General features: G+C 61.5%; 18 protein-coding genes. 8 read left to right on the top strand and 10 right to left on the bottom strand.

Annotated features, from left to right (window positions below):
- Positions 1–46: 46 nt before the first annotated feature.
- Positions 47–2,068 (bottom strand): transposase domain-containing protein, encoded by a 2,022-nt coding sequence (locus AACR77_RS16490; RefSeq protein ID WP_042882843.1) that lies wholly within the window; start codon positions 2,066–2,068, stop codon positions 47–49.
- A 10-nt stretch (positions 2,069–2,078) separates the two neighbouring features.
- Complete coding sequence (locus AACR77_RS16485) at positions 2,079–2,339, bottom strand: helix-turn-helix domain-containing protein (RefSeq protein WP_081999482.1); 261 nt, start codon at positions 2,337–2,339, stop codon at positions 2,079–2,081.
- A gap of 144 nt (positions 2,340–2,483) precedes the next feature.
- On the opposite strand from AACR77_RS16485, the gene AACR77_RS16480 reads away from it, so the two are divergent.
- The 4 genes from AACR77_RS16480 to AACR77_RS16465 all read left to right on the top strand — a co-directional run bounded on the left by AACR77_RS16480 (position 2,484) and on the right by AACR77_RS16465 (position 6,221).
- Positions 2,484–3,299 (top strand): S24 family peptidase, encoded by an 816-nt coding sequence (locus tag AACR77_RS16480; RefSeq protein ID WP_197055498.1) that lies wholly within the window; start codon positions 2,484–2,486, stop codon positions 3,297–3,299.
- Between the two features lies 1 nt (position 3,300).
- Positions 3,301–3,567, top strand: coding sequence for a hypothetical protein (locus tag AACR77_RS16475; RefSeq protein WP_139739496.1), 267 nt, complete (start codon positions 3,301–3,303; stop codon positions 3,565–3,567).
- A 441-nt stretch (positions 3,568–4,008) separates the two neighbouring features.
- Positions 4,009–4,671 (top strand): ribonuclease T, encoded by a 663-nt coding sequence (rnt, locus tag AACR77_RS16470; RefSeq protein ID WP_010675098.1) that lies wholly within the window; start codon positions 4,009–4,011, stop codon positions 4,669–4,671.
- A gap of 227 nt (positions 4,672–4,898) precedes the next feature.
- Positions 4,899–6,221 (top strand): Na+/H+ antiporter family protein, encoded by a 1,323-nt coding sequence (locus AACR77_RS16465; RefSeq protein ID WP_039038758.1) that lies wholly within the window; start codon positions 4,899–4,901, stop codon positions 6,219–6,221.
- A gap of 63 nt (positions 6,222–6,284) precedes the next feature.
- On the opposite strand, the gene AACR77_RS16460 is transcribed toward AACR77_RS16465, so the two are convergent.
- The 8 genes from AACR77_RS16460 to ydiJ all read right to left on the bottom strand — a co-directional run bounded on the left by AACR77_RS16460 (position 6,285) and on the right by ydiJ (position 17,640).
- Complete coding sequence (locus AACR77_RS16460) at positions 6,285–7,478, bottom strand: MFS transporter (RefSeq protein ID WP_042882911.1); 1,194 nt, start codon at positions 7,476–7,478, stop codon at positions 6,285–6,287.
- 104 nt (positions 7,479–7,582) lie between these two features.
- A complete protein-coding gene (locus tag AACR77_RS16455; RefSeq protein ID WP_042882841.1) occupies positions 7,583–8,488 on the bottom strand; it encodes a LysR family transcriptional regulator in 906 nt (301 codons plus the stop codon).
- 208 nt (positions 8,489–8,696) lie between these two features.
- A complete protein-coding gene (locus tag AACR77_RS16450; RefSeq protein ID WP_042882839.1) occupies positions 8,697–10,613 on the bottom strand; it encodes a putative bifunctional diguanylate cyclase/phosphodiesterase in 1,917 nt (638 codons plus the stop codon).
- A 1-nt stretch (position 10,614) separates the two neighbouring features.
- Positions 10,615–11,097 (bottom strand): molybdopterin-binding oxidoreductase, encoded by a 483-nt coding sequence (locus tag AACR77_RS16445; RefSeq protein WP_010675103.1) that lies wholly within the window; start codon positions 11,095–11,097, stop codon positions 10,615–10,617.
- 331 nt (positions 11,098–11,428) lie between these two features.
- Positions 11,429–13,327 (bottom strand): DEAD/DEAH box helicase, encoded by a 1,899-nt coding sequence (locus tag AACR77_RS16440; RefSeq protein ID WP_029314717.1) that lies wholly within the window; start codon positions 13,325–13,327, stop codon positions 11,429–11,431.
- 180 nt (positions 13,328–13,507) lie between these two features.
- Entirely contained in the window at positions 13,508–13,969 is a 462-nt protein-coding gene (locus AACR77_RS16435; RefSeq protein ID WP_042882837.1) for a hotdog fold thioesterase, read from the bottom strand.
- A gap of 126 nt (positions 13,970–14,095) precedes the next feature.
- Positions 14,096–14,584, bottom strand: coding sequence for a hypothetical protein (locus AACR77_RS16430; RefSeq protein WP_042864014.1), 489 nt, complete (start codon positions 14,582–14,584; stop codon positions 14,096–14,098).
- Complete coding sequence (gene ydiJ, locus AACR77_RS16425) at positions 14,584–17,640, bottom strand: D-2-hydroxyglutarate dehydrogenase YdiJ (RefSeq protein ID WP_042882834.1); 3,057 nt, start codon at positions 17,638–17,640, stop codon at positions 14,584–14,586. Before ydiJ ends, AACR77_RS16430 begins: the two co-directional genes overlap by 1 nt.
- 169 nt (positions 17,641–17,809) lie before the next feature.
- Between ydiJ and AACR77_RS16420 the strand changes: the two genes are divergently transcribed.
- From AACR77_RS16420 to AACR77_RS16405, 4 genes are all read left to right on the top strand, one after another.
- Positions 17,810–18,736: a cation diffusion facilitator family transporter gene (locus tag AACR77_RS16420; protein WP_041214996.1), complete on the top strand. Its 927-nt coding sequence runs from the start codon at positions 17,810–17,812 to the stop codon at positions 18,734–18,736.
- Between the two features lie 303 nt (positions 18,737–19,039).
- Positions 19,040–20,581, top strand: coding sequence for a TerC family protein (locus AACR77_RS16415; RefSeq protein WP_039038766.1), 1,542 nt, complete (start codon positions 19,040–19,042; stop codon positions 20,579–20,581).
- A gap of 175 nt (positions 20,582–20,756) precedes the next feature.
- Positions 20,757–21,866, top strand: coding sequence for an alkene reductase (locus tag AACR77_RS16410; protein WP_042882831.1), 1,110 nt, complete (start codon positions 20,757–20,759; stop codon positions 21,864–21,866).
- Between the two features lie 139 nt (positions 21,867–22,005).
- A partial coding sequence (locus tag AACR77_RS16405) for an alcohol dehydrogenase catalytic domain-containing protein (RefSeq protein ID WP_042882828.1) occupies positions 22,006–22,260 on the top strand: 255 nt, incomplete at its 3' end.

Genomic DNA, 22,260 nt, shown 5'->3' with positions numbered 1-22,260 from the left:
TTTCAGGCGGCCCGTATGGCCGCTTTTTTTGTGGTTTAAATGCCGGTTAAATCCGGTTTTTCTGTTTTGCAGCCATGGCTGCGGCGGCCTGTTGAAAGCGGGCCTCAAAGTCGATTGCGGGTTCTGCTTCACTGCGCGGGGTGGCGACCGGCTGGGTCATCGGCTGGATGGCCACGGCGGCATTGCCAATGCTGACCGGGCGCACCATCTCGACCACCTTGGCCTCTGGCGCCTCTTCGTCGCTGATGCTGGGCAGCAGCGCGGCGGCCTCCATTGCCGACATGCCTTTCTGGGCCAGCGCCGCAGCCTTGTTGGCCTTGACGAACTGAGTGCGCTTGCGCTTGTGTTCGCGGGCTTGCTGGGTATCGCCGAAGGCCACCTTCTCCTGACAGACCGCTTCGCAGATATGCAGGCCGGTGAGAGTAGTGACGATCACCGCCTCGTGCAGGCGCTGCGGGTCGAACCGTGCCACCACCTTTTGCCCTGCATATTCCGCAAGGTCTGGGTGGTAATAACGGTTGCTCCGATTGCGGATGGTGCCGCCAGATTCCAGCCTGATTGACCCATGTTTTGGATGAACGCGGCAGGCTTCTGACTGCAGCATCATCATGGTCAGCTGTTCGCTGGTCGCCTTGCGCACTGCGGCCTGGGCATAGCTCTGTTCGAATGCCTGGTCGAAGCTCATTACCCCACGGCAGGCCTCGGTATTGCGGCCCAGCTTGCCGTTGTAATGGGCCACGCCTTCGGCAACCACGCGCAGAAACTCCTCTGCATCCACCGCCCGTTCACCATAATTGTCTGGCTTGTCCATCGGGTTAGGGCCGGTGTAGCAACCTGCCAGCGCTGGGTGCTTGTCGATGATTTCATCCAGACCGCCCACGCCGAAGGCGCGTTCGATCGGCTTGGCCTGACCGTGGCCCTTGCCCAGCAGTACGCTGGACCAGTGCAGCTTGATGCCGAGCATGGGGATCATGCCGAGCGGATCATCTTCCTTGACCTTGAAGCGGTAACGGTTGGCCACGCCGCCGGTCATCCATTTGTTGGCTGCCGCCCGGGTGTTATCGATGGTGATTTCACGGGGGATGCCGTATTTGCTGCACACATCCATCAGTGACAGGCGGATCGAGTCAGTGTTTTCACTGATATCGGTGCGCCAGCCGATGATTTTGCGGCTGTAGATGTCCTGCCAGAACCATGTTTTCGGGCGCAATACTTCGCCGTTAAACCACTTCACGAACACGTTGTGCAGGTAGCCATCGCCGTTAATCCAGCTCATGGCATCCAGCCCTTCGATGGTGCGCTCCTGCGGCGGGTAGAGCTGCATCATGGCGTGCTCACCTTCGCGCAGCATGACCTGCTGGATGTGCGGCACTTCCAGATCCATGCGGCGCATCAGGCTGTTGATGCTCGGCACCACCCAGCTCTGATCGCGGGCGGCCAGTTTCAGGCGCTCGTAACAGCTGGCGGCGTTCGGGCGCTCGTTGCGCAGGTAATCCGCCTTGAAGAACTCCCACGCCTGCTCGCTCACCTTGGCCAGCTTGCCAGTGCGGTTTTCGAGCGCGGCCTGTTGCTGTTTTGGCACCAGCACCGCCAGCCAGTCGCTATCGTCGAAGCCTTTCACCGCGGCGCAGTAGCGGCGCAGGGTCGGCAGGGCGATATCAAACTCGGCAGAGATATGTTCGTAGGCCTGCATCAGGGTGCTGCCACTGGCAACCAGGGCATGCACAGCCTGCACTGCCCTGACCCGCTCCTTGGCTTTGTCGTGTGCCTTGTCGTTGGCCTTGCTCCAGTTGGCCCACAGCTGCTCTTTGCAGTAGCGCGGCGCCTTTGGCTTTGGCAGATCCAGCGTCATAGCGCCGACCTTGACCTTGCCGGACTTGCGCAGCAGGGCGGCTTGGACGGTGGGTGGCAAGATGCTGATGTGGTATTCAGTCGCCTTGCTGCCTTCGCGTTGGCGGGATTTTTCAGGGTTGCCATCGGCCAGCCGATTAAGCTGGTCTCTGGAGCGTCTTTCTGATGTTGGCATTCCTGCTACACCAGCGACCTCATTTGCAGTGAACCATTCCATACCAGCCCCCTCAGCTTGCTTTCTTCAAAAGGGGTTGATACCGGCTAGGCCAGATATCTTCTGGTGAAAGGCCGAGTGCATCAGCAATGATGCGCTCTCCTTTAGGCCAAGGAGCCCGAAAGGTGTTTTGCAATGTAGAAGCGGAAAGCCCTGCATCGCGTGACAACTGAGAAACTGACATCCCAACCTTTTTCAAGGCGGCAACAACATCTGCGCGATGCCAGTCACTCCCATTTTCCGTCCGTTTCTGCGACACTCTGTGATTACTCATCTTAGTAACTCTACTTGGTTAACTGACTAAGTTAACGAGAGTATAGAGACGAATCGGACGGAAAGGCAATACAAACGGACGAATTTATTTTCGTGTCGTCCGTTTCGTGATTTGAAGATGACATAACAAAAACAGGTTAATTTGATGAAAAACAATATCTTAGATAAATCGGACGCTGAAATAAATGAAACGGACGGAGCGTCCGAATCCCATGGTGAGAAACGAACGCCATGGGTCATTGCGTCCGAAGTTGCTGGTATTGAAGGAATGCCCACAACGGACAGAAGAGCAAGGGACGAGCTGGAGCGGCTAAGCGCAGGTAAGGATGGAGTTAAACGTAAGCGGTCAGGTACCAAAGCATTCGAATATCACGCATCGATCCTTCCTCAGTACGTTTTAGACGAGCTTGAAAAAAGAGGCCTTTTCCCAGATGGGGTTCATGTTGAGCATCAATCCCCTTCCAGCACACCCTATGAGCAACCCAAGATCACGCTGACTGGCGTCAATGAGAATGCAACGGTTTATTCTGCGTTTCTGGATGAGTTTGCGTTGATACCTGGCTACCGAGTGCAGGTATCAGCAGGCCACGGCAGCCTGACGCAGGGCGAGCTGGAGCCGTGCAGGCATTTGGCATTTCGCCGTAAGTGGCTGAGATGGCGCGGGTTTGACGAGAAAGAGCTGGCGATCGTTTGGAGCAAAGGCGACAGCATGGAGCCCACCATCAGCAACAACGACACCCTGGTAGTGCATCTTGGCCGAACGCGGCCGGTTGATGGCCACATCTACGTGGTGCGCAACGATGACCAGCTATGGGTCAAGCGTCTGCAGGTGCTGCCGAGCGCCTGGCTGCTCCTGAGCGACAACAAGCACTACCAGCCGATCGAGGTACCGAAGGACGAGCAGCATACCTTTGAGGTGATCGGCCAGGTTGTTCACATTGCACATGACATAGGGGAGTGAGATGGAGAATAGAATAGAGAGAGCGAAGCAACAATGGCAAAGAATTCAACGTACTAAGCGCGCATTGCCATACCTGCTGTATACGCTTGGCCCTAGCAAGGTTCCTTGCCATCCTCAGTGGGATGGCGTGGTGCTGCCTATTGATGATCCATGGTGGGAAACGCACTTCCCGCCCAACAGTGATGAATGCAAGTGTGGTGTTCGGCAGATCTCAAAGCATGAATATCAGAAGCTGCTGGCATCAGGCAGTGTAAAGACCAAGGTTTAAAGCTCGTTTAAAGGCCGCGTCTCAAAATCACCAGTGATCAATTCACTCGGATTTTTTGGCCGATTTCAGATCCATTGATCATTCTGACGATCTTCCATAACGAACACGGCCTGAAGAGTTGCAATCACTCTGCAGGCCGCGTCACTTCTGATTCGATCCCACTTTATCCCTGCTGATCCCACTTATTCCCTAACCTATGTCACCAGTGATCAATTCACTGGGAGCACTTCAAGCAGGGCCAACAGCGGCAGACAGACCACCAACATCATCTTGTGTGCCAATCCCAGCTTCTTCATCGTCCTCTCCCTCCATGGTTGACGTCGCCCATTATAAGCACAGGTGTTTCAAAATGGCCCTCTTGCCGTCCCATGGCGGCAGATAAGGGACAAGGGCACGCTTTTTTGCCATAATGCCGCCTCCTTTCACGCCGACCGAGATACCATGACCGACGCCGTTCACACCCTCAAGGGCCGTTTTCGCGGCTTTTACCCCGTCGTCATCGATGTTGAAACCGCCGGATTCAATGCCAAGACCGATGCCCTGCTGGAAATAGCCGCCCACACCCTCAAGATGGATGAGCAGGGCTGGCTCGTCCCTGACCAGATCTTCCATTTTCATGTCCAGCCTTTTGAGGGCGCCAATCTGGAGAAAGCGGCGCTGGAGTTCACCGGCATCGACCCCTTTAACCCGCTGCGGGGCGCGGTGGACGAGAAGGAAGCACTCACCGAGATCTTCAAGGGGGTGCGCAAGGGCATGAAGGAGCAGGATTGTGGTCGCGCCATCATAGTGGCCCACAACGCCACCTTCGACCACGGCTTCGTGATGGCCGCCGCCGAGCGGGCCGGCCTCAAGCGCAATCCGTTCCACCCCTTCGCCACCTTCGACACCGCCGCCCTCTCGGGTCTTGCCCTGGGGCAGACGGTGCTGGCCAAGGCCTGTCAGAGCGCCAATATTCCCTTTGACAACAAAGAGGCCCACTCGGCCCTCTACGACACCGAGCGCACCACAGAGCTCTTCTGCCACATCGTCAATCGCTGGAAGAGCCTGGGAGGCTGGCCTCTGGCCAACCCGGATGAAACGACGGACACCGAAGACGAGGGCTGAACACTCCCAGCCCCTGCCCAGACAGGCTGCCCATGGCAGCCTGTCTGCATGAGGGGACCTGTCTGGGCAAGGAAGAAGGGGGCATTTTCCCGGTTCCCGTTCACCGCCAGCAGAAGATGCGTCCCTTGGCCGGGATCTGCCGATTTTTTTCTCGACATTTAGCCTGTTTTTCGCAAACTAGCTGGCTTTCACACGACTGACAGCAACACAATCCATAAGGAAATCAAATGAATCCTGTTGTTATCGCGGTGGCGCTGATGCTGGTGCTCAGCCTGCTGCGGATCAATGTGGTGGTCTCCCTCGCCATCGGTGCCATCGTGGGTGGCCTGCTCGGCGGACTCTCCCTCGAGCAGACCCTCAGCACCTTCACCGGCGGCCTGGGCGGCGGTGCAGAAATCGCCCTCTCCTACGCCATGCTGGGGGCTTTCGCGGTAGCCATCTCCCGCTCCGGCATCACCGATCTGCTGGCCCGCAAGGTCATCAACCAGCTCGGCAAGGATGCCAGCAGCACCCGCATTCTCTGGGTCAAGAGCCTGCTGCTCACCTCGGTGCTCGCGGTCTCCATCTCCTCCCAGAACCTGATCCCGGTGCACATCGCCTTCATTCCCATCCTGATCCCGCCGCTGCTGCATGTCATGGCCCAGATGCAGATAGACCGCCGTCAGGTGGCCTGCGTCATCACCTTCGGTCTGACCGCTACCTACATGCTGCTGCCGGTGGGCTTTGGCGGCATCTTCCTGAACAACATCCTGGCCAAGAATCTCGTCGACAACGGCGTACCGGTGGAATTCAGCCAGTTGCCCCTGGCGATGGCCATCCCGGTATTCGGCATGTTCCTCGGCCTGCTCATCGCCGTCTTCTTCAGCTACCGCAAGCCGCGTCAGTATGATCTGGAGAAGATCCTGGCCGCCGAACCCGAGACGGTCGAGCTCAATCTCAACCACATCTGGGTCGCCCTGCTGGCCATCGCCGTGGCACTCGGTCTGCAACTGATGACCAACAGCATCGTGCTGGGGGCGCTCGCAGGCTTCATCATCTTCACCTGCGGCGGCGTCATCAAATTCCGCGAGAGCCAGGATGCCTTCACCCAGGGTGTGCGCATGATGTCCCTCATCGGCTTTATCATGATCTCGGCCGCAGGCTTCGCCGCCGTCATGAAGGAGACCCACGGGGTGGAGAGTCTGGTGCAGTCCGTCTCCAGCATGATGGCAGGTCACAAGGGACTGGCGGCCTTCCTGATGCTGCTGGTGGGCCTGCTCATCACCATGGGGATCGGCTCCTCCTTCTCCACCGTGCCCATCATCGCCACCATCTATGTGCCCCTGTGCATCCACCTCGGCTTCTCGCCCATGGCGACCATCGCCCTGGTGGGCACCGCGGGCGCGCTGGGGGACGCGGGTTCCCCCGCCTCCGACTCGACGCTCGGCCCCACATCGGGCCTCAATGCCGACGGTCAGCACGACCACATCTGGGACAGCGTGGTGCCAACCTTCATCCACTACAACATCCCCCTGGTGATCTTCGGCTGGATTGCCGCCATGGTGCTCTGAGTCCATCCCGAGCAGACAGACAAAAGGCGACCCCGGGGTCGCCTTTCTTGTCTTGCACATGCCTCAGATGGCCGGTTGCAGCCCCCGCCTGCCGGCCAGGGCGCAGAGACAGGCAACCAGGGCCAACCCCATGCCGGCTGCTCCCACCCCGAGCCAGTGTCCCTGTTGCCAGACCAGCATCCCCAGGCTGGAGCCGAGGGTTCCCCCCAGGAACATGCCGGTCATGAAGAGGGTATTGATGCGCCCCCTGGCCTCAGGTCTCAGACCATAGATGCGCTGCTGATGGGCGATGAGTGCGCTCTGCACTCCGAGATCCAGCAAGATGACCCCGCACGCCAGCCCGGCCAGAGAGAGCCACAGCTCGAAGCAGATCCAGGCAAGCACCACCAGCACGGCACCGGCCAATACCACTGGTCTGGCCCCCAACCGATCCGCCATCCGGCCTGCCAAAGGGGCCGCAACCACCCCAGCCACCCCGATGACCCCGAACAGACCCGCCATGTCGGCCCCCAACCCATAGGCAGGTTCGGCCAGGTAGAACGCCAGCACGGTCCAGAAGGCGCTGAAGGAGGCAAACAGCAAGGCCTGGGTCAGGGTCGCGCGGCGCAGGGCGGGCTCCTCGCGCCACAGACCGACCAGAGAGTGAAGCAGACGGCCATAACCGAGGGGAGAGCGCGGCAATCCGGACGGTATCATCCTGGCCATCAGCAGAGCCCCCGACAGGGCCAGGGGAATGGCCAGCCAGAACATGGTGCGCCAACTGCCATAAGCGGTGACCAGGCCAGCGACGGTGCGGCTGAGCAGTATTCCGGCCAGCAGGCCGCTCATCACGCTGCCGACCACGGCACCCCGGCGGGCCGGATCTGCCAGGGTCGCCGCCACCGGAACTATCTGCTGGGCCGCCGTGGCCCCGATGCCGAGCAGGACGGAGGCCAGCATCAAGGTGGTGGCACTCGTGGCCGTGGCCGCCAGCAGGGAAGCCAGCGCGATCAGTGCAAACTGCCCCGGAATGAGCCAGCGGCGCTCGACCACATCGCCAAGCGGCACCAGCAAAAGCAGACCCATGGCATAGCCGAGCTGGGTCAGCATGGCGATCAATGGCATGCCCGAGTGCCCGGGAAAGTCCTGCGCCATCACCGCCAGCATGGGCTGGTTGTAGTAGATGTTGGCAACTGCCAGGCCGCATGACAGGGCCATGGCGAAGAGCAGGGAGGGGCCGGGGGTTGCGGCCCCTCCGGCAGAAGGCGATGTACTCATGATCTTCTCCTCGTGGTAGAAGGGCTCCCGCCAGGATACGGGCCCCATGCGCACAGCCTACCCGGGGAGCGTCGCCACCAGTAGAGCGGTGGGGACCATAACAGTTATTCCGCTGGCGTATGCCCCACGCCGGGCAGGCCGGTCACGAATGCCAGAAAGGCGCTCGCCTTGGCACCAGGCTGGCGACCTGCCGGGAGCAGGGTCCAGAGCTCCTGCATGGGCAGTTGCCACTCGGGCAGCACCGCCACCACCTCGCCGCGGGCAAGCTCGGGGGCAAACATCCACTCCGAGGCGATACCGAGCCCCAGTCCTGCCAGCACGGCGGCGCGCATGCCTTCGGCCGCCGAGACCGTCAGCCTGCCTTCTCCGGAAACCACCTTCTCTTCGACGCCGCGGCGAAATCGCCACTGCTGCCCCACCCCGGGCCGTGGACTGTAAAGCACCAGATCATGCTGTTGCAGAGCCTGAGGGGTCTCAGGCTCTCCTTTGGCGGCCAGATAGGCCGGCGTCGCCAGCACCCGCATGTCGCTTCGGGCGAGGCAGCGGGCGACCAGCGACGAGTCGGCCTGTTTGCCGATCCGCAGAGCCACCTCGATGCCCGCCGAAATGAGATCCACATTGCCATCATCCAGCAGGATCTCCAGATCCAGTCCCGGGTGAGCCGCCAGAAAACCGGCAAGATGGGGAATGATATGCAGGCGGGCGAAGGTGACGGGAGCGCTCACCCGCAGACGCCCGCTCAGCCCGGCCCGGCATTGCTGCACCATGGCATCGGCCTCGTTGACCTGGGCCAGGATCTCTCTCGCCCGCAAATAGTAGGCCTCTCCGGCCTCGGTAGGCGCCAGCCCCCGGGTCGAACGCAGCAACAGGCGGCTGCCAAGGTGCGCCTCAAGCTGGGCAATCAATCTGGAAACCGTGGGTTGCCCCATCCCCAGTCGGCGGGCCACCGCCGAAAACGAGCCGGTCTCCACCGCCAGCACGAACACCTCCATCACCCCCAAGCGATCCATCTATGGCTCCTCTGCCCTGTGGCACTGTTCGTGGCACAAGGTAGCACCGGGCCTGCCCTCTCGCACCCTCGTTCTGGCAGGAGGCACAAGAAAACCGCGTAATGGGAGGTCCTGCCATGGGAGAAAGGTGTCGGGATGAAATATCAACTAGGAACAATCGAACAGAGGGACTCGAAGACAAGGCTACAGGAGCTCGATTGCCCCAAGGCTAGCCCAGTGCCACTTCCTGAATGGCGGCGCTGTGGGCGAAATAGCGGTGACAGAACTGCATGAACTCCGGCAGCGGCAAGGGACGCGAGTAGAAATAACCCTGGATCTCATCCACCCCTATGGTGAGCACCGCCTTGAGCTCATCGCTGTTTTCCACCCCTTCTGCCACGACGCGCACCCCCAACTGATGAGAGAGGGTGGTGATGGTTTCGACGAAGAGCGCCTGCCGGGTGTCACTGTCGATCGCGGTGATAAAGGATCTGTCGATCTTGAGCTTGTCGAAATAGAGTTCACGCAGGTAAGAGAACGAGGACCAGCCGGTCCCGAAGTCATCGAGGGCCACCCGCACCCCAATCTGGCGCAGGGAGTGGATGATCTGCTTGCTCAGGGCGATGTCATCAAGGGCGATGGTTTCGGTCAGCTCCACTATCAACTGGTGCAGTCCCAACGGACCGTCACCCATCTTCTCTTCAATCTCCCTGGCCAACCCCATGTTGAACATGGAGTTGGAGAGGTTGATGGAGATCTCGAGCGGTGCTAGCGCCTCCTCCGGGAAGCCGGACAGGTCGATCTGCATGCGCCGGATGATCCAGCCCCCCAGCGCCTCACCCAACCCGTTCTCTTCTGCCAGCGAGATGATGTCGAGGGGGGCAATAAAGCCATATTCCGGATGATGCCAGCGTATCAGCGCCTCCGCCCCCAGCCTCACCACACTCTGGCCGCGCACGATGGGCTGATAGTAAAGGGCCAGTTGCGGGCATTGCGGGCAGTGGATAAGCTCCCGCAGCTCGGTCGACAGCCGGCGTTTGCGCTGATAGTGCTGATACATGCTGCTGGAGAAGAGCACATTGCGATTCAGCCGTTTGCGCTTGGCGCTGTCGAGTGCGATATCGGCAAACAGCAGCATCTCTTCCGGTGAATGATCCGGTTTCACGTACTGGCTGGTGCCCATGAAGACCCGCACCCGGTGCGCCGGATCGGCGGCAAACACCAGATCCGCCAGCTCGCTGCGCAGTTGATCCAGAAACGGGAAGCGCAGATAGGTGGGCATGGTGCCGGTGATGATGAGGGTGAACTCGTCACTGCCGGTTCGGGCAACGAAGATCCCCTGGCCAGAGGCGGCCTTGATCCGCGCCGCAAGCCGTTTGAGCAAGGCGTCCCCCACTTCGTAACCCAGACTGTCATTGACCTCCCTGAAATGCCCCAGATCCATGAGACAGACGGTGATGCTGCTGCGCCGACCGGGATGGCTGGTCCACTGCTGGAGGTGCTTGATGAGCGCCGCCCGGTTGGGGAGACGGGTGAGAGGGTCGTTCCACGCCAGAAAATGCTGGCGACGCACTTCGCGAAACAGCACCATCAACATCACCATGGTCGCCAACATCAGAAATCCCAGGATGAAGAAGTTCTGGGTTTTCGACTCGTTGAGCAGCTCGCGCTGGGCGATGGCAGAAGGCCCGGTGAAGTTTTTCACCATCACGTCCCGCACCCCGCGCATCTCGTCATCGAGCGCGGCCGTGAACATCTTGAGTGCAGGGGAATTCGGCTCCCCTTGCACCACATCCTGCTCATAGCGTTCGAAGAGAGCGAGGATCTTGCCGACCGCCTTGTCCGCACCGAATCGGGCCCTGACCGACTTTGCCTCCTCCCCGTGCAGGAAGACATCGAGCCGGTTCCAGGCAATGTCAAAGCGCTTGTTCATCTCCTCCCGGCTGGCGGCACCGGCACGATAGAGCTGCAAGCCCTCCTCGAAGGCGTGGATCTCCAGCTCGAGCTGAGCCAGTGCCCAGGCGGAGAGCTGGGTGTAGCGCGTCACCGCATTGAACGCGCGGTCATAGTTCCAGACCGACCAGAGGGTCACCCCCAAAAAGGTGGTCACCATCAGGATCAGGCTCAAGAACTTGCCGCGCAGCATCTTATTTGCTCTCCAGCGCCGTCAGCTGCCACACCATCCGGCTGTGATAGAGCTCCTTGTTGAGTTCGGGATGGTCGGTGAGGGGATAAATGACCCAGAGCGGCCCCTTGTTGCGCAGAGTCAGCGCCTTGCCATCCTGCTTCTCGGCCACCAGCACCGGGTACTTCTCCCCGTCTTCCAGCGGCAGTGCGGCCCAGTATTCATTGACCGCGAGTGCCTTGACCTCCTGGCTCTTGAGACCGTAGATCCTGACAAGGTCCCGCAGCAACACCCCGCGATAGAGGTGCTCCCCCTCGGTCCAGGGCGTCCCCGTCTTAACCTCCGTCTGCGGCAAGGCCTCAAACTCGGTACGGGTCAGCACCACCTCCCCCTTGCCATTGCAGCACCCCGCCCCCGCAATTCTGAAGAAGGGCTCCTCCGCCAACACCATACCCGACACGAGCCATCCAGATATCAGCAACACCTTGCCAAGCCACTTGCCCATCACGCACCTCCCTGTCATACGGTTTATTTATTCATCTCACTCTGCTGACTCATATGAAAACAACAGAATGCACCTTCAGACCAAAGTCGCAGTCGTTTGCAACCAGCAACTATCTCTGCGCCTTCCAAAAGTACCCAATCGCTTCCCAAAGAATGACACCAGGCGCCACCCCCAGGCAAATGGATTGCACCATTTTTCTTTTCACTGGCTCCTCATAAAACCGGGTGCCCGCTACGGCCGGAAAAAGGTGACAATCTTCGCTAGGCATCTGAAAAACAGACACAAAAAAGGCCGCTCCATGGAGCGGCCTTCTCATCAGTGCAGTCAGGGTTTAGCTGTCGCGGCGCTTGTTGCCACCGAATTTGCGACCCTTGTCGAAACCGCCTTCACGGCGATCCTTGTTGAAGGGACGATCCCCCTGGGGACGGCGATCCTTGTTGAAAGGACGGTCGCCACGGAACGGACGATCACCACGGGGCGGACGGGGAGCAGTGTTGCCGCCGGCCGGCACTTCGGTGTAACGGGTGATCTGCAGCGGACGCTGGCAGACACGGGCCTTCTTGATCACTTCCAGCACCTCGGCACTCATGCCCTTGGGCAGATCGACGGTGGAGAAGTCATCGGCGATGTCGATGTTGCCGATGAAGCGGCTCTCGATGTTCGCTTCGTTGGCGATGGCACCCACGATCTGGCCCGGCTTGACGCCGTGATGGGCGCCCACGTCGACACGGTAACGCTCCATCTCCACGTCCGGGTTGTCTTTCAGCGGACGCGGTTCGAGGGACGGCATGCGACGGGCCGGACGATCGCCACGGTCACCGAAGTCACGACCGCCACGGTCGTTGAACTCACGACGCTCGAAGCCACCGCGATCGTTGCCGGCGTTGAACACCGGATCCGGGATGGAGTCATCCAGCAGCAGCGGTTGGTCACCCTGTACCAGCTTGGCCAGTGCGGCAGCCAGCTCCAGCGGATCGGCAGAGTCTTCTTCGATCAGCTCGTTCACCAGGTTGTGGTAGATCTCGAGCTCTTCGCCCATCATGGTTTCGCGGATGCGCTCCTTGAACTTGGCCAGACGGTGCTGGTTGATGTCCTCGGTGCTCGGCATCTTCATCGGCTCGATGGCTTGACGAGTGGCGTGCTCGATGGCACGCAGCATGCGACGCTCGCGCGGCGCCACGAACAGGATGGCTTCACCCTTGCGACCGGCACGGCCGGTACGGCCGATACGGTGAACGTAGGATTCGGTGTCGTAGGGGATGTCGTAGTTCACTACGTGGGTGATGCGCTCAACGTCCAGACCGCGGGCGACCACGTCGGTGGCGATCAGAATGTCCAGCTGGCCCTGACGCAGCTTGTCAACGGTACGCTCACGCAGCTTCTGCGGGATGTCACCGTGCAGCGCTTCACAGGCGTGACCACGGGCAGCCAGCTTGCCTGCCAGCTCTTCGGCGGCGTTCTTGGTACGCACGAACACCAGCAGGGCTTCGTAGGATTCCACTTCCAGCAGACGGGTCATGGCGTCCAGCTTGTGCAGACCGGTCACCTGCCAGTAACGCTGGCGAATGGTGGTTGCGGTCGCGGTCTTGGAGGCGATCTTGATCTCTTTGGGCTGCTTCAGGTGCTTCTGGGCAACACGACGGATCTGCTCCGGCATGGTGGCAGAGAACAGAGCAACCTGACGACCGGCCGGGCACTGATCCATGATCCAGTCCACGTCGTCGATGAAGCCCATGCGCAGCATTTCGTCCGCTTCGTCCAGCACCAGGGCTTTCAGACCGGAGAGGTCCAGGTTCTTGCGACGGATCAGGTCCATCACGCGGCCCGGGGTACCCACGACAACCTGGGCACCGCGGCGCAGAGCGCGGGTCTGGGTTTCGTAGGAAGCGCCGCCGTAGATGGGCAGCACGTGGAAATCGGGCATGTGGTGGGCATAGCGTTGGCACGCCTCAGCCACCTGCAGGGCCAGCTCGCGGGTCGGGGCCAGCACCAGGATCTGGGTGTTGCGGTTACCAGCTTCCAGACGAGACAACAGAGGCAAGGCAAAAGCAGCGGTCTTCCCTGTACCGGTTTGTGCCTGCCCCAGCAGATCGTGTCCCGCCATCAGGTGGGGAATTGCTGCGGCCTGGATGGGAGACGGGCGCTCATAGCCCACGTCCTGCAGCGCTTTCAATACAGGCGCGGCCAGTCCAAGCTCACTAAAAAGGGGCAGTTGTTCGGTATCAGACATAGATTCTTCCAGATTAAGGCAGGCGGCTAACACCGCGGAATAGCAAAAAGGCGGCGATTATAGCGCCACTTTGTTCTGCTGTCTTGAAAAATGTGATAGGTGTCTCAAGACGTTGGCAATTATAGAGGGATCTCGCGACTATGGCTTGCTTATTTTTCACTCATGATGCGTTATTGCCGATCACGCTTCGCCAGAGTCCTTGTCCCGCTTGTGCTTGAGCACCGCCATGGTCAATCGGCTGGTGCACAATAAACGACCACGTTCATCGCGAATCTCGATCTGCCACACCTGAGTCGTCGCCCCCAGATGCAGCGGCGCGCAGCGCCCCGTCACCATCCCTTCTCGCTTGGCCCGTAGGTGATTGGCGTTCACCTCCAGCCCCACGCAATAACTCTCCTCCCCCACCGCCATGTTGGCCGCAAGCGATCCCAGCGTTTCCGCCAGCACCACGGAGGCGCCGCCGTGCAGCATGCCGAGTGGTTGATGGGTGCGGTGATCCACCGGCATGGTGGCCTCCAGCCAGTCGGGGCCAAAGGCGGTGTAGACGATGTCGAGGTGGGCCATCAGGGTGTTGCGGGAGCTGGCGTTGAGCCCCTCCAGGCTCATGGGTTTGCGCCAGATGGGGCTGCTTTCTTGACTCATGGTGAGCGGACTCCTTGCGTGATCAACGGGTTATCGCTGCGCTGTAGCGGCAAACCAGCAGTGTCGGCGAAAAAGGCGCAAAAAAAAAGATGCCCACGCCGGGGCATCTTGCATCGAGATTGACCCTCACCAGGGATAGGTCACCCCTGGCCACTCGGCCCAGGGGCCGTCCCGCCCCGGCAGACGCGGCTCGGACCAGCGCCATACCTTGCCGAGCCAGGCGCGCAGTTCGGCTTCGAGTTCGCTGTCAGTGAGCGGCGCCTCGACCACCTTCCAGAAGAAGAGCTCCACCTGCACCTCCGGCAGCACCGACGGATAGAGGTAAACCCCGCCCCAGAAGCGGGGCTCCCTGTCCGGGCTCCAGAGGCCATAGGCAAAGGAGCGCTTGGCCAGAAACTCGGAGTGCTGCCACTCCAAATCGGCCTCGTGCTGACTCAGGCTGAAATGGGCGGAGGGCCACACATCGTCCGGGCGAAACAGCTGATGGAGCTGCTCCCGCTCGCGCAGGATGGCGACAAACTCCACCACGGCCTGGGACGGCGTGGTGGGGAGCAACAGAAAATGCGGGTGCCGATAGGCCTTTGGCACCCGGAATCCCTTGGGAAAGTGGAGCATCAGAGCAGTTCCAGCAGGGCCTGCAGCGGGTGCTTGAGCTTCTCCCCCTCCATCCGCTTGACCTGGCTGCGGCACGAATAACCGGTGGCCAGACAACGGGCTTGCGGCAGGCGAGCCAGGGGCTCGGCCCAGCTCAGACCGTAGATCCCCTTGGAGTTCTCCACCTGTTTGGCGTCGTGACCATAGGTGCCCGCCATGCCGCAGCAACCCACCGACACCGGCTGCAAACGCGCACCGAAGCGGCCAAACAGGGTGCTCCAGTCACCGTGGGTGGTGGGCTTGGCGGTCTTCTCGGTGCAGTGGGCAAACAGATACCAGGGGTCGGAGCCAGCCTCTTCTCGCAGCGGCAGCGCCTCGGCAGGCAGGGAGAGCAGCCACTCCTGGGGCAGCAGCACCTGGAAATCACCGCGGGCGGGGCCGAGCGCCTTCACGTACTCGTCCCGGTAGCAGAGCACCAGAGAGGGGTCCACCCCCACCATGGGGATGCCGAGGGCCGCCACCTTGTTGAGGAACTGGGCGCTGCTGGCAGCAGTGCGGGCGAAGGCGCGCAGGAATCCCTTCACGTGCTGAGGCTTGCCGTTGGGTTTGAACGGCAGCAGGTAGGGCTGATAACCCAGCTTGCTGGCCAGCTTCACCAGGTCACGCACCACGGGGGCGTCGTAGTAGCTGGTGAAGGGATCCTGCACGATGAGCACCACTTTTTGGCGCTGCTCGGGGCTCATGGCCTCCAGACCCGGCAGATCGAAATAGCGGGCGCGGTGATCCCGCAGCTCCTCGGCCAGGGTCGGCACGGAGAGCAGCGGCACATCCACCATGCCGATGCTCTTCTCGGTCGCCTTCTGGGCCCACTCTTTTTCGAGGAAGAAGTTGACCAGCTTGGGGGCCTTGGCCAGCAGGGGCGCATAGCTTTCTACCGTGCCCACGAAGTAATCCTTGGGGCCGCGCAGATATCGGCTGTGATAGAGCTGCATGAAGCGGGCGCGGAAGGTGGGTACATCCACCTTGATGGGGCACTGGCTGGTGCATGCCTTGCACGCAAGGCACCCCTCCATCGCCTCCATCACCTCGTGGGAGAAGTCATACTCGCCCCGGGCGCGGGCCACCGTATTGCGGAACTTGTCGACGATCTGCTTGAAGCGCAGACCCCCGCTTTGCAGCGCCACCTCTTCGGCAAGGGGATCGAAGCCCTGCTCCGACAACTGGCGCAGCCATTCACGCATCAGGCCAGCCCGCCCCTTGGGGGAGTGACGGCGGTCGCGGCTGATCTTGACCGAGGGGCACATGGGGGAGTCGGTCTCGAAGGTGAAACACAGACCATTGCCGTTGCAATCGAGGGCCCGTGTATAGCTCTCGCGCACGGCAATCGGGATCTGGCGGTCGAACTTGCCGCGCTTGGGCCCGTCCACGGAGACAAGCGAAGCGCCGCTGCCATAAGGCATGCAGATCTTGCCCGGGTTGATGCGGTTGGCCGGATCGAACGCCCCCTTGACCCGTTGCAGCTCTTCCCACAGCTCGCCGAAGAAGGCGGGGCTGTATTCGGAGCGAAAGCCCTTGCCGTGCTCCCCCCACATCAGGCCGCCGTATTTGGCGGTGAGCGCCACCACCTGATCCGAGATGCGCCGCAGCAGCACCTCCTGCTCCGGATCGCACAAGTCCAGCGCCGGGCGCACGTGCAGCACCCCGGCATCGACATGGCCGAACATACCGTAGTCAAGGCCGTGAGCGTCCAGCAGGGCGCGAAACTCCATGATGAAGTCCGCCAGGGATTCCGGCGGCACGGCGGTGTCTTCGGTGAAGGCCACCGGCTTCTTGCGCCCCTCGGCGTTGCCGAGCAGCCCCACCGACTTCTTGCGCATGCCATAGATGGTCTCGATGCTCGGCAGGTGGTCGCACACCTGATAGCCAATGATCCCCGCCTCCCCCCTGGCCAGCAGGGCGTCGATGCGCCGGCACAGCTCCGCCACCTTGGCCTTGTGTGCATCCTCGTCGGTGTCGGCAAACTCGACGATGTTGAGCCCCTGCAGATCCTTGCCCGGCACATCCTGGATGAGATCCTTCACCGAGTGCCAGATGATGTCGGCGCGGGCCAGTCCCAGCACCCGGGAGTCCACCGTCTCCACCGACAGCGCCTCGGCCTCAACCATAAAGGGGGCATTGCGCAGAGCCGACGGGAAACTGTCGTACTTGACGTTGACGAGCGTGCGGTAACGCGGAATGGGGGTGATATTGAGCCTAGCTTCGGTGATAAAACCCAAGGAACCTTCCGAACCGCACAGCACCCGGCTGACGTCCAGGGTGTCGCTCTCGGGCTGATAGAGGTGCTTGAGATCGTAACCGGTCAGAAAGCGGTTGAGCTTGGGGAAGGTGGCTTCGATGTCGGCGCGCCGCTCGCGGCCGATGCGATAGAGGGTGCGATAGATCTCCCCTTCACGGGTCTCGAGGGCCAGCTTGTCCGCCAGACGCTGACCGGTCACCGGCTCGGTCGCCATGAGATCGCCGTTTTCCAGCACGGCCTTGAGGCCGAGCACATGATCCGAGGTCTTGCCGTACACCAAGGAGCCCTGCCCCGAGGCATCGGTGTTGACCATGCCCCCTAAGGTGGCCCGGTTGGAGGTAGAGAGATCCGGCGAGAAGAAGTAGCCATGAGGCTTCAAATAGGCGTTGAGCTGGTCCTTCACCACCCCGGCCTGGGCCCGCACCCAACCCTCTTCCAGATTAATTTCCATGATCTGGTTCATATGGCGCGAGAGATCGACGATAATGCCGCCGCCCAAGGATTGGCCATTGGTGCCGGTACCGCCGCCGCGAGGGAAGAAACTCAAGGTTGCGTACTCGGGCCCCTGGGCCAGCTTGAGCATCACCGCAATATCGTCCGCGCTGCGCGGATAGAGAACCGCCTGAGGTACGACCTGATAGACGCTGTTATCCGTCGCCATCGCCAACCGGCTTGCATAAGACTTTTCGATATCACCACGAAATGCTGATCGCGCCAGCAACTCAAGAAACTGCAGGGTTGTAGGTGACAAACTGTCCTGGTAATCGAGTCTCGGGATCATGAATCCTTGTTCCCATCCTTTGCTTGATGCCGGCATTCCGGCGACAACGACCGTTCGGACCAGCCTCTTTGCGGGTGTCCGAACCAGTCCGCTCACATGTGAGCGGGCAGTATATCAGCTAGAAAACCGCTTGCGCGCGCAATCTTCACCATTTGAAAGGAGGACTTTTATGGCTCACTACAGCCATGTTATCAGTACGCTTATTCGCACCGAAAAACAGGCGCTGACCCTGTCGCTGTTTGGTTGCATCACCTTTGCCATCTTCGGGATCGGTTATGGCCTCTTCGTCGGTTCCAACGCCATCATGCTGGACGGCATCTTCACCCTGTTCAGTATGGGCATGACGGGCCTTGGGCTCATCACTGCCTACCTGGTTACTCGCCCCTCCGACGCCCGTTTCCAATACGGCTACGCCCACTTCGAACCCATCGCCAACGTCATCAACGGCGCCATCATTCTGCTGCTCTGCCTCGGTGCCCTCTATGGCGGCATCACCTCCCTGCTGGCAGGAGGACGGGAGATCGATCTCGGCCACGCCCTCATCTATGCCGTCGTCTCCACCTTCTTCTGCGGCATCCTCTATCTCATCGAGGCCGACGTGGCCGAGCGGGTCAACTCCGAGCTGGTGCGGGTGGACTCCAAGGAGTGGCTGGTGGATACCCTGCTCAGCGCCACCCTGCTCATCGGCTTTCTGGTCGCCATCGGGCTCGATACCCTGGGTTACGGCCACTACAACCGCTATATAGACCCGGTGCTGGTCTCGCTGCTGGCCCTGTGTGCCACCCTCATTCCCATCAAGGTGCTCGGTCGCAACCTGCGGGAAGTGCTGAAGATTGCCCCCAAGGGGGATGTTTCCCGGCTGGTGGCCAGCGAAGTCGAAGCCCTGCGCCTGCGCCATGGGGTCGAGTGCTACAGCCACCTGGCAAAAAGCGGCCGCCGCTTCGATCTCGAGCTCAACATCCTGGTGGCCCCCGGCCAGGAGTGGCCCGTCGAGCGCCAGGATGCCCTGCGCCAGGAGCTCTGGTCCCGCCTCGGCGACACCCTGGGAGACGCCTGGCTCTCGGTCTGCTTCACCCGCGAGAAACGCTGGTTGTAAGCCGCAAGGCGGGGCTTGCCTGGCAAGCTCCGCCCGCTCCTGTCGCCCCGCTGGGCGAGCGAACCTTCCCCCTGCGCTGCCCGCCCCCTCTTGCCAAATACGGGATTCCCGTTATCATCAGGGCTCACTTTTGACCCGAGGTTTTATTGCCCATCATGGACAATCCCCGAAGTAGCCCTTCGTCTTTTCCCATCAAAGCCTATCTGTACCTGCTCAACCAACGCCTCTGAAGCGATCGTCTCCGTCACCACGGCCACGCCGTGACCACGATTCACTGCATCTGTCTTCATTGAGGTCAATCACATGGAATTCTTGCTGGACCCGTCAATCTGGGTCGGTCTGCTTACCCTGATCATCCTGGAAATCGTTCTCGGGATAGACAACCTGGTCTTCATCGCCATCCTGGTGAAAAAACTGCCCCCCGCCCAGCGGGACAAAGCGCGCATCATCGGTCTCTCCCTGGCCCTGCTGATGCGCCTGGGACTGCTCACCATCATGTCATGGCTGGTCACCCTCACGGCGCCTCTGCTGCACATCTGGGATCACCCCTTCTCCGGTCGGGATCTCATCCTGATGGGAGGCGGACTCTTCCTGCTGTTCAAGGCCACCTCCGAGCTGCATGAGCGACTCGAGGCCAAGCCCGAGGAGCAAGGCGGCACCGGCGTCTATGCCGGGTTCGGGGTGGTGATCGCCCAGATCCTGGTGCTGGATGCGGTCTTCTCCCTGGACTCCATCATCACCGCCGTCGGCATGGTGGATCACCTCGGCGTCATGATGGCGGCCGTGACCATCGCCATGGTAGTGATGGTGCTCGCCTCCAAGCCCCTGACCCGCTTCGTCAACGCCCATCCCACTGTGGTGGTGCTCTGCCTGAGCTTCCTCTTGATGATCGGCTTCAGCCTGGTGGCGGAGGGCTTCGGCTTCCACATTCCGAAGGGCTACCTCTACGCGGCCATCGGCTTCTCGGTGCTCATCGAGTTCTTCAACCAGCTCGCCCAGCGCAGTGCCCTGCGCCATGAGGCGCGCCAGCCCCTGCGCGAGCGCACCACCGCCGCCATCTTCAAGCTGATGGGGGGGAACAAACGCTCAGCCCACCCGCAGGAGGACGAAGAAGAGGTGCAGGCTCAGCCCCTGCCCCCTGGTTTCGGTGAAGAGGAGCGTTACATGGTGAGCGGCGTGCTGTCGCTGGCCGAGCGTTCCATTCGCACCATCATGACCCCGCGCTCCGAGATGGAGTGGATCGACGTGAGCGACAGCGAGGACGAGATCCGCGCCCTGCTGCAACGGGCCCCCCACAGCCTGTTCCCGGTCTGTGACGGGGAGCTGGACGAGATCATCGGGGTGGTCAAGGCTCGGGATCTGCTGTTTGCCCTCAACGAGGGGCAATCCCTGGCAGCACTAGCCAGACAGAACGAGCCCGTCATCGTGCCCCAGACCATCAACGTGATCCGGCTGCTGGCGGAGCTGCGCCAGGCCAGGGGCAGCCTCATTCTGGTGGCGGACGAGTTTGGCGTCATCCAGGGGCTGGTCACCAACCACGATCTGCTGGAGGCCATCGTCGGCGAGCTGCCGGACGAGGACGAGACCCCCGATGTGGTGCGCGAGGGCGAGCACTGGCTCATCCACGGCACCACCAACATCCACCAGGTGGAGCAGGCACTGAACTGCGATGGTCTGGTGAGCGAGAGCGACGAGTACGTGACCCTGGCGGGCATGTTGCTCTCCCACTTCGGCAGCCTGCCCGACGTCGGTCAGCAGTTGCACCTCGGCCAGTTCTGCTTCGAGGTCATGGCCGTGAGCGAGCGGCGCATCGAGCGAGTACGGGTCACCCCACTCTCCCCCTGATCATCGATGACAATGCAGCAAAAGAGGGCCTTTGGCCCTCTTTTTTCTGGCCCGAGCCCGGCCCCTCCCGCGCCATTGCTGCGATAACGGCAATTCTCTTCTGCAATACCCCCTCTTTTTCACAATAACAATCCCCTTTAGAGTCACCTCACTCCCAAAGATTGAGGAATCCATCATGCACCACGATCCCCTGTTCTGCCCCCTTCGCCTCGGCCAGCTGCACCTTGCCAACCGCATCGTCATGCCCCCCATGACTCGCTCCCGCGCCAGCCAGCCCGGGGACGTGGCCAACGCCATGATGGCGACCTACTACGCCCAGCGTGCCGGGGCCGGCCTCATCATCAGCGAAGGCACCCAGATAGATCCCCTGGGCAAGGGCTACGCCTGGACACCGGGCATCCACAGCGCCGAGCAGGTGGCAGGTTGGAAGCAGGTAACCGATGCCGTCCACGCCGAGGGGGGCATCATGTTCGCCCAGCTCTGGCACGTGGGCCGGGTCACCCATCCTGACAACATCGGCGGCGCCCAGCCCCTCTCCTCCTCCGCCATCCAGGCCAAGGGAGTGAAGGTATTCGTCGACAACGGCAGCGATGCCCCGGGGTTTGTGGAGACCGTCACCCCGCGCGCCATGACCCAGGCCGACATCGACGCCGTGGTGGGGCAGTTTCGCCAGGCCGCCCGCAACGCCATGGAAGCGGGCTTTGACGGCATTGAGTTGCACGCCGCCAACGGCTACCTCATCAACCAGTTCCTCGACTCCGAGTCCAATACCCGCACCGACGGCTATGGCGGTTCGCTCGAAAACCGGCTGCGTTTCCTCAAAGAGGTGACCGAGGCGGTCTGTGACGAGATCGGTCCCGACCGGGTCGGGGTACGCCTTGCGCCACTCACCACCCTCAACGGCACCGTGGATGCCAACCCCCAGGAGACCTATCTGGCCGCCGCGCGCCTGCTGGGCCAGCTCGGCGTGGTCTATCTGCACGTCGCCGAAGCGGACTGGGACGACGCCCCCCTGATGGCGGAGAGCTTCAAGCAGGGGCTGCGCGACGCCTTCCCCAACACCCTCATCTACGCCGGCAAGTACGATGGGGAACGCGCCCGCGCCGCCATCGAGGCGGGCTGGGCCGACATGATTGGCTTCGGTCGCCCCTTCGTGGCCAACCCCGACTTGCCGAACCGCCTGCGCCACGGCCATCCGTTCGCCCCCCACGATCCCGCCACCCTGTTTGGCGGCGGCGAGAAAGGGCTGACCGATTACCCCGTCTATGGGGCAGAGCGGGCATAAGGCGGCTGGCGCCGAACCTCTTCCCGGGCGGACCCCACCAGCGTGGGGTCCGCCTTGTTGTCTTGCCAGTGCAACAACAACCCAAGACATTGTTACGCCATGTGATTCAATCTGCGCCCCTCTCTTTCAAGGAGTCACCATGAACCATACCCAGGCCTGGTGCTGGCACGCCCCCGGCGAACCGGACCAGCTCACCCTCACCCGGCAAGCGCTCCCCACCCCCGGGCCCGACGAGGTCCTCGTCGCCAACCGGACCATCGCCTTCAATCCGGTGGACTGGAAACTCATCGAACAGGGTCATCCCCACTGGCAGCCAGGCCATGTGCCCGGCGTCGATGGCATGGGCACCCTGGTGGCACTGGGGGCCAATGTCACCCACCTGCGCCCCGGCACC

This window comes from Aeromonas sp. ZOR0002, assembly GCF_963866995.1.
Classification (GTDB): Bacteria; Pseudomonadota; Gammaproteobacteria; order Enterobacterales; family Aeromonadaceae; genus Aeromonas; species Aeromonas caviae.
The sequence above is the reverse complement of the archived record's forward strand: the minus strand, read 5'-3'. Positions and strand labels throughout refer to the sequence as shown.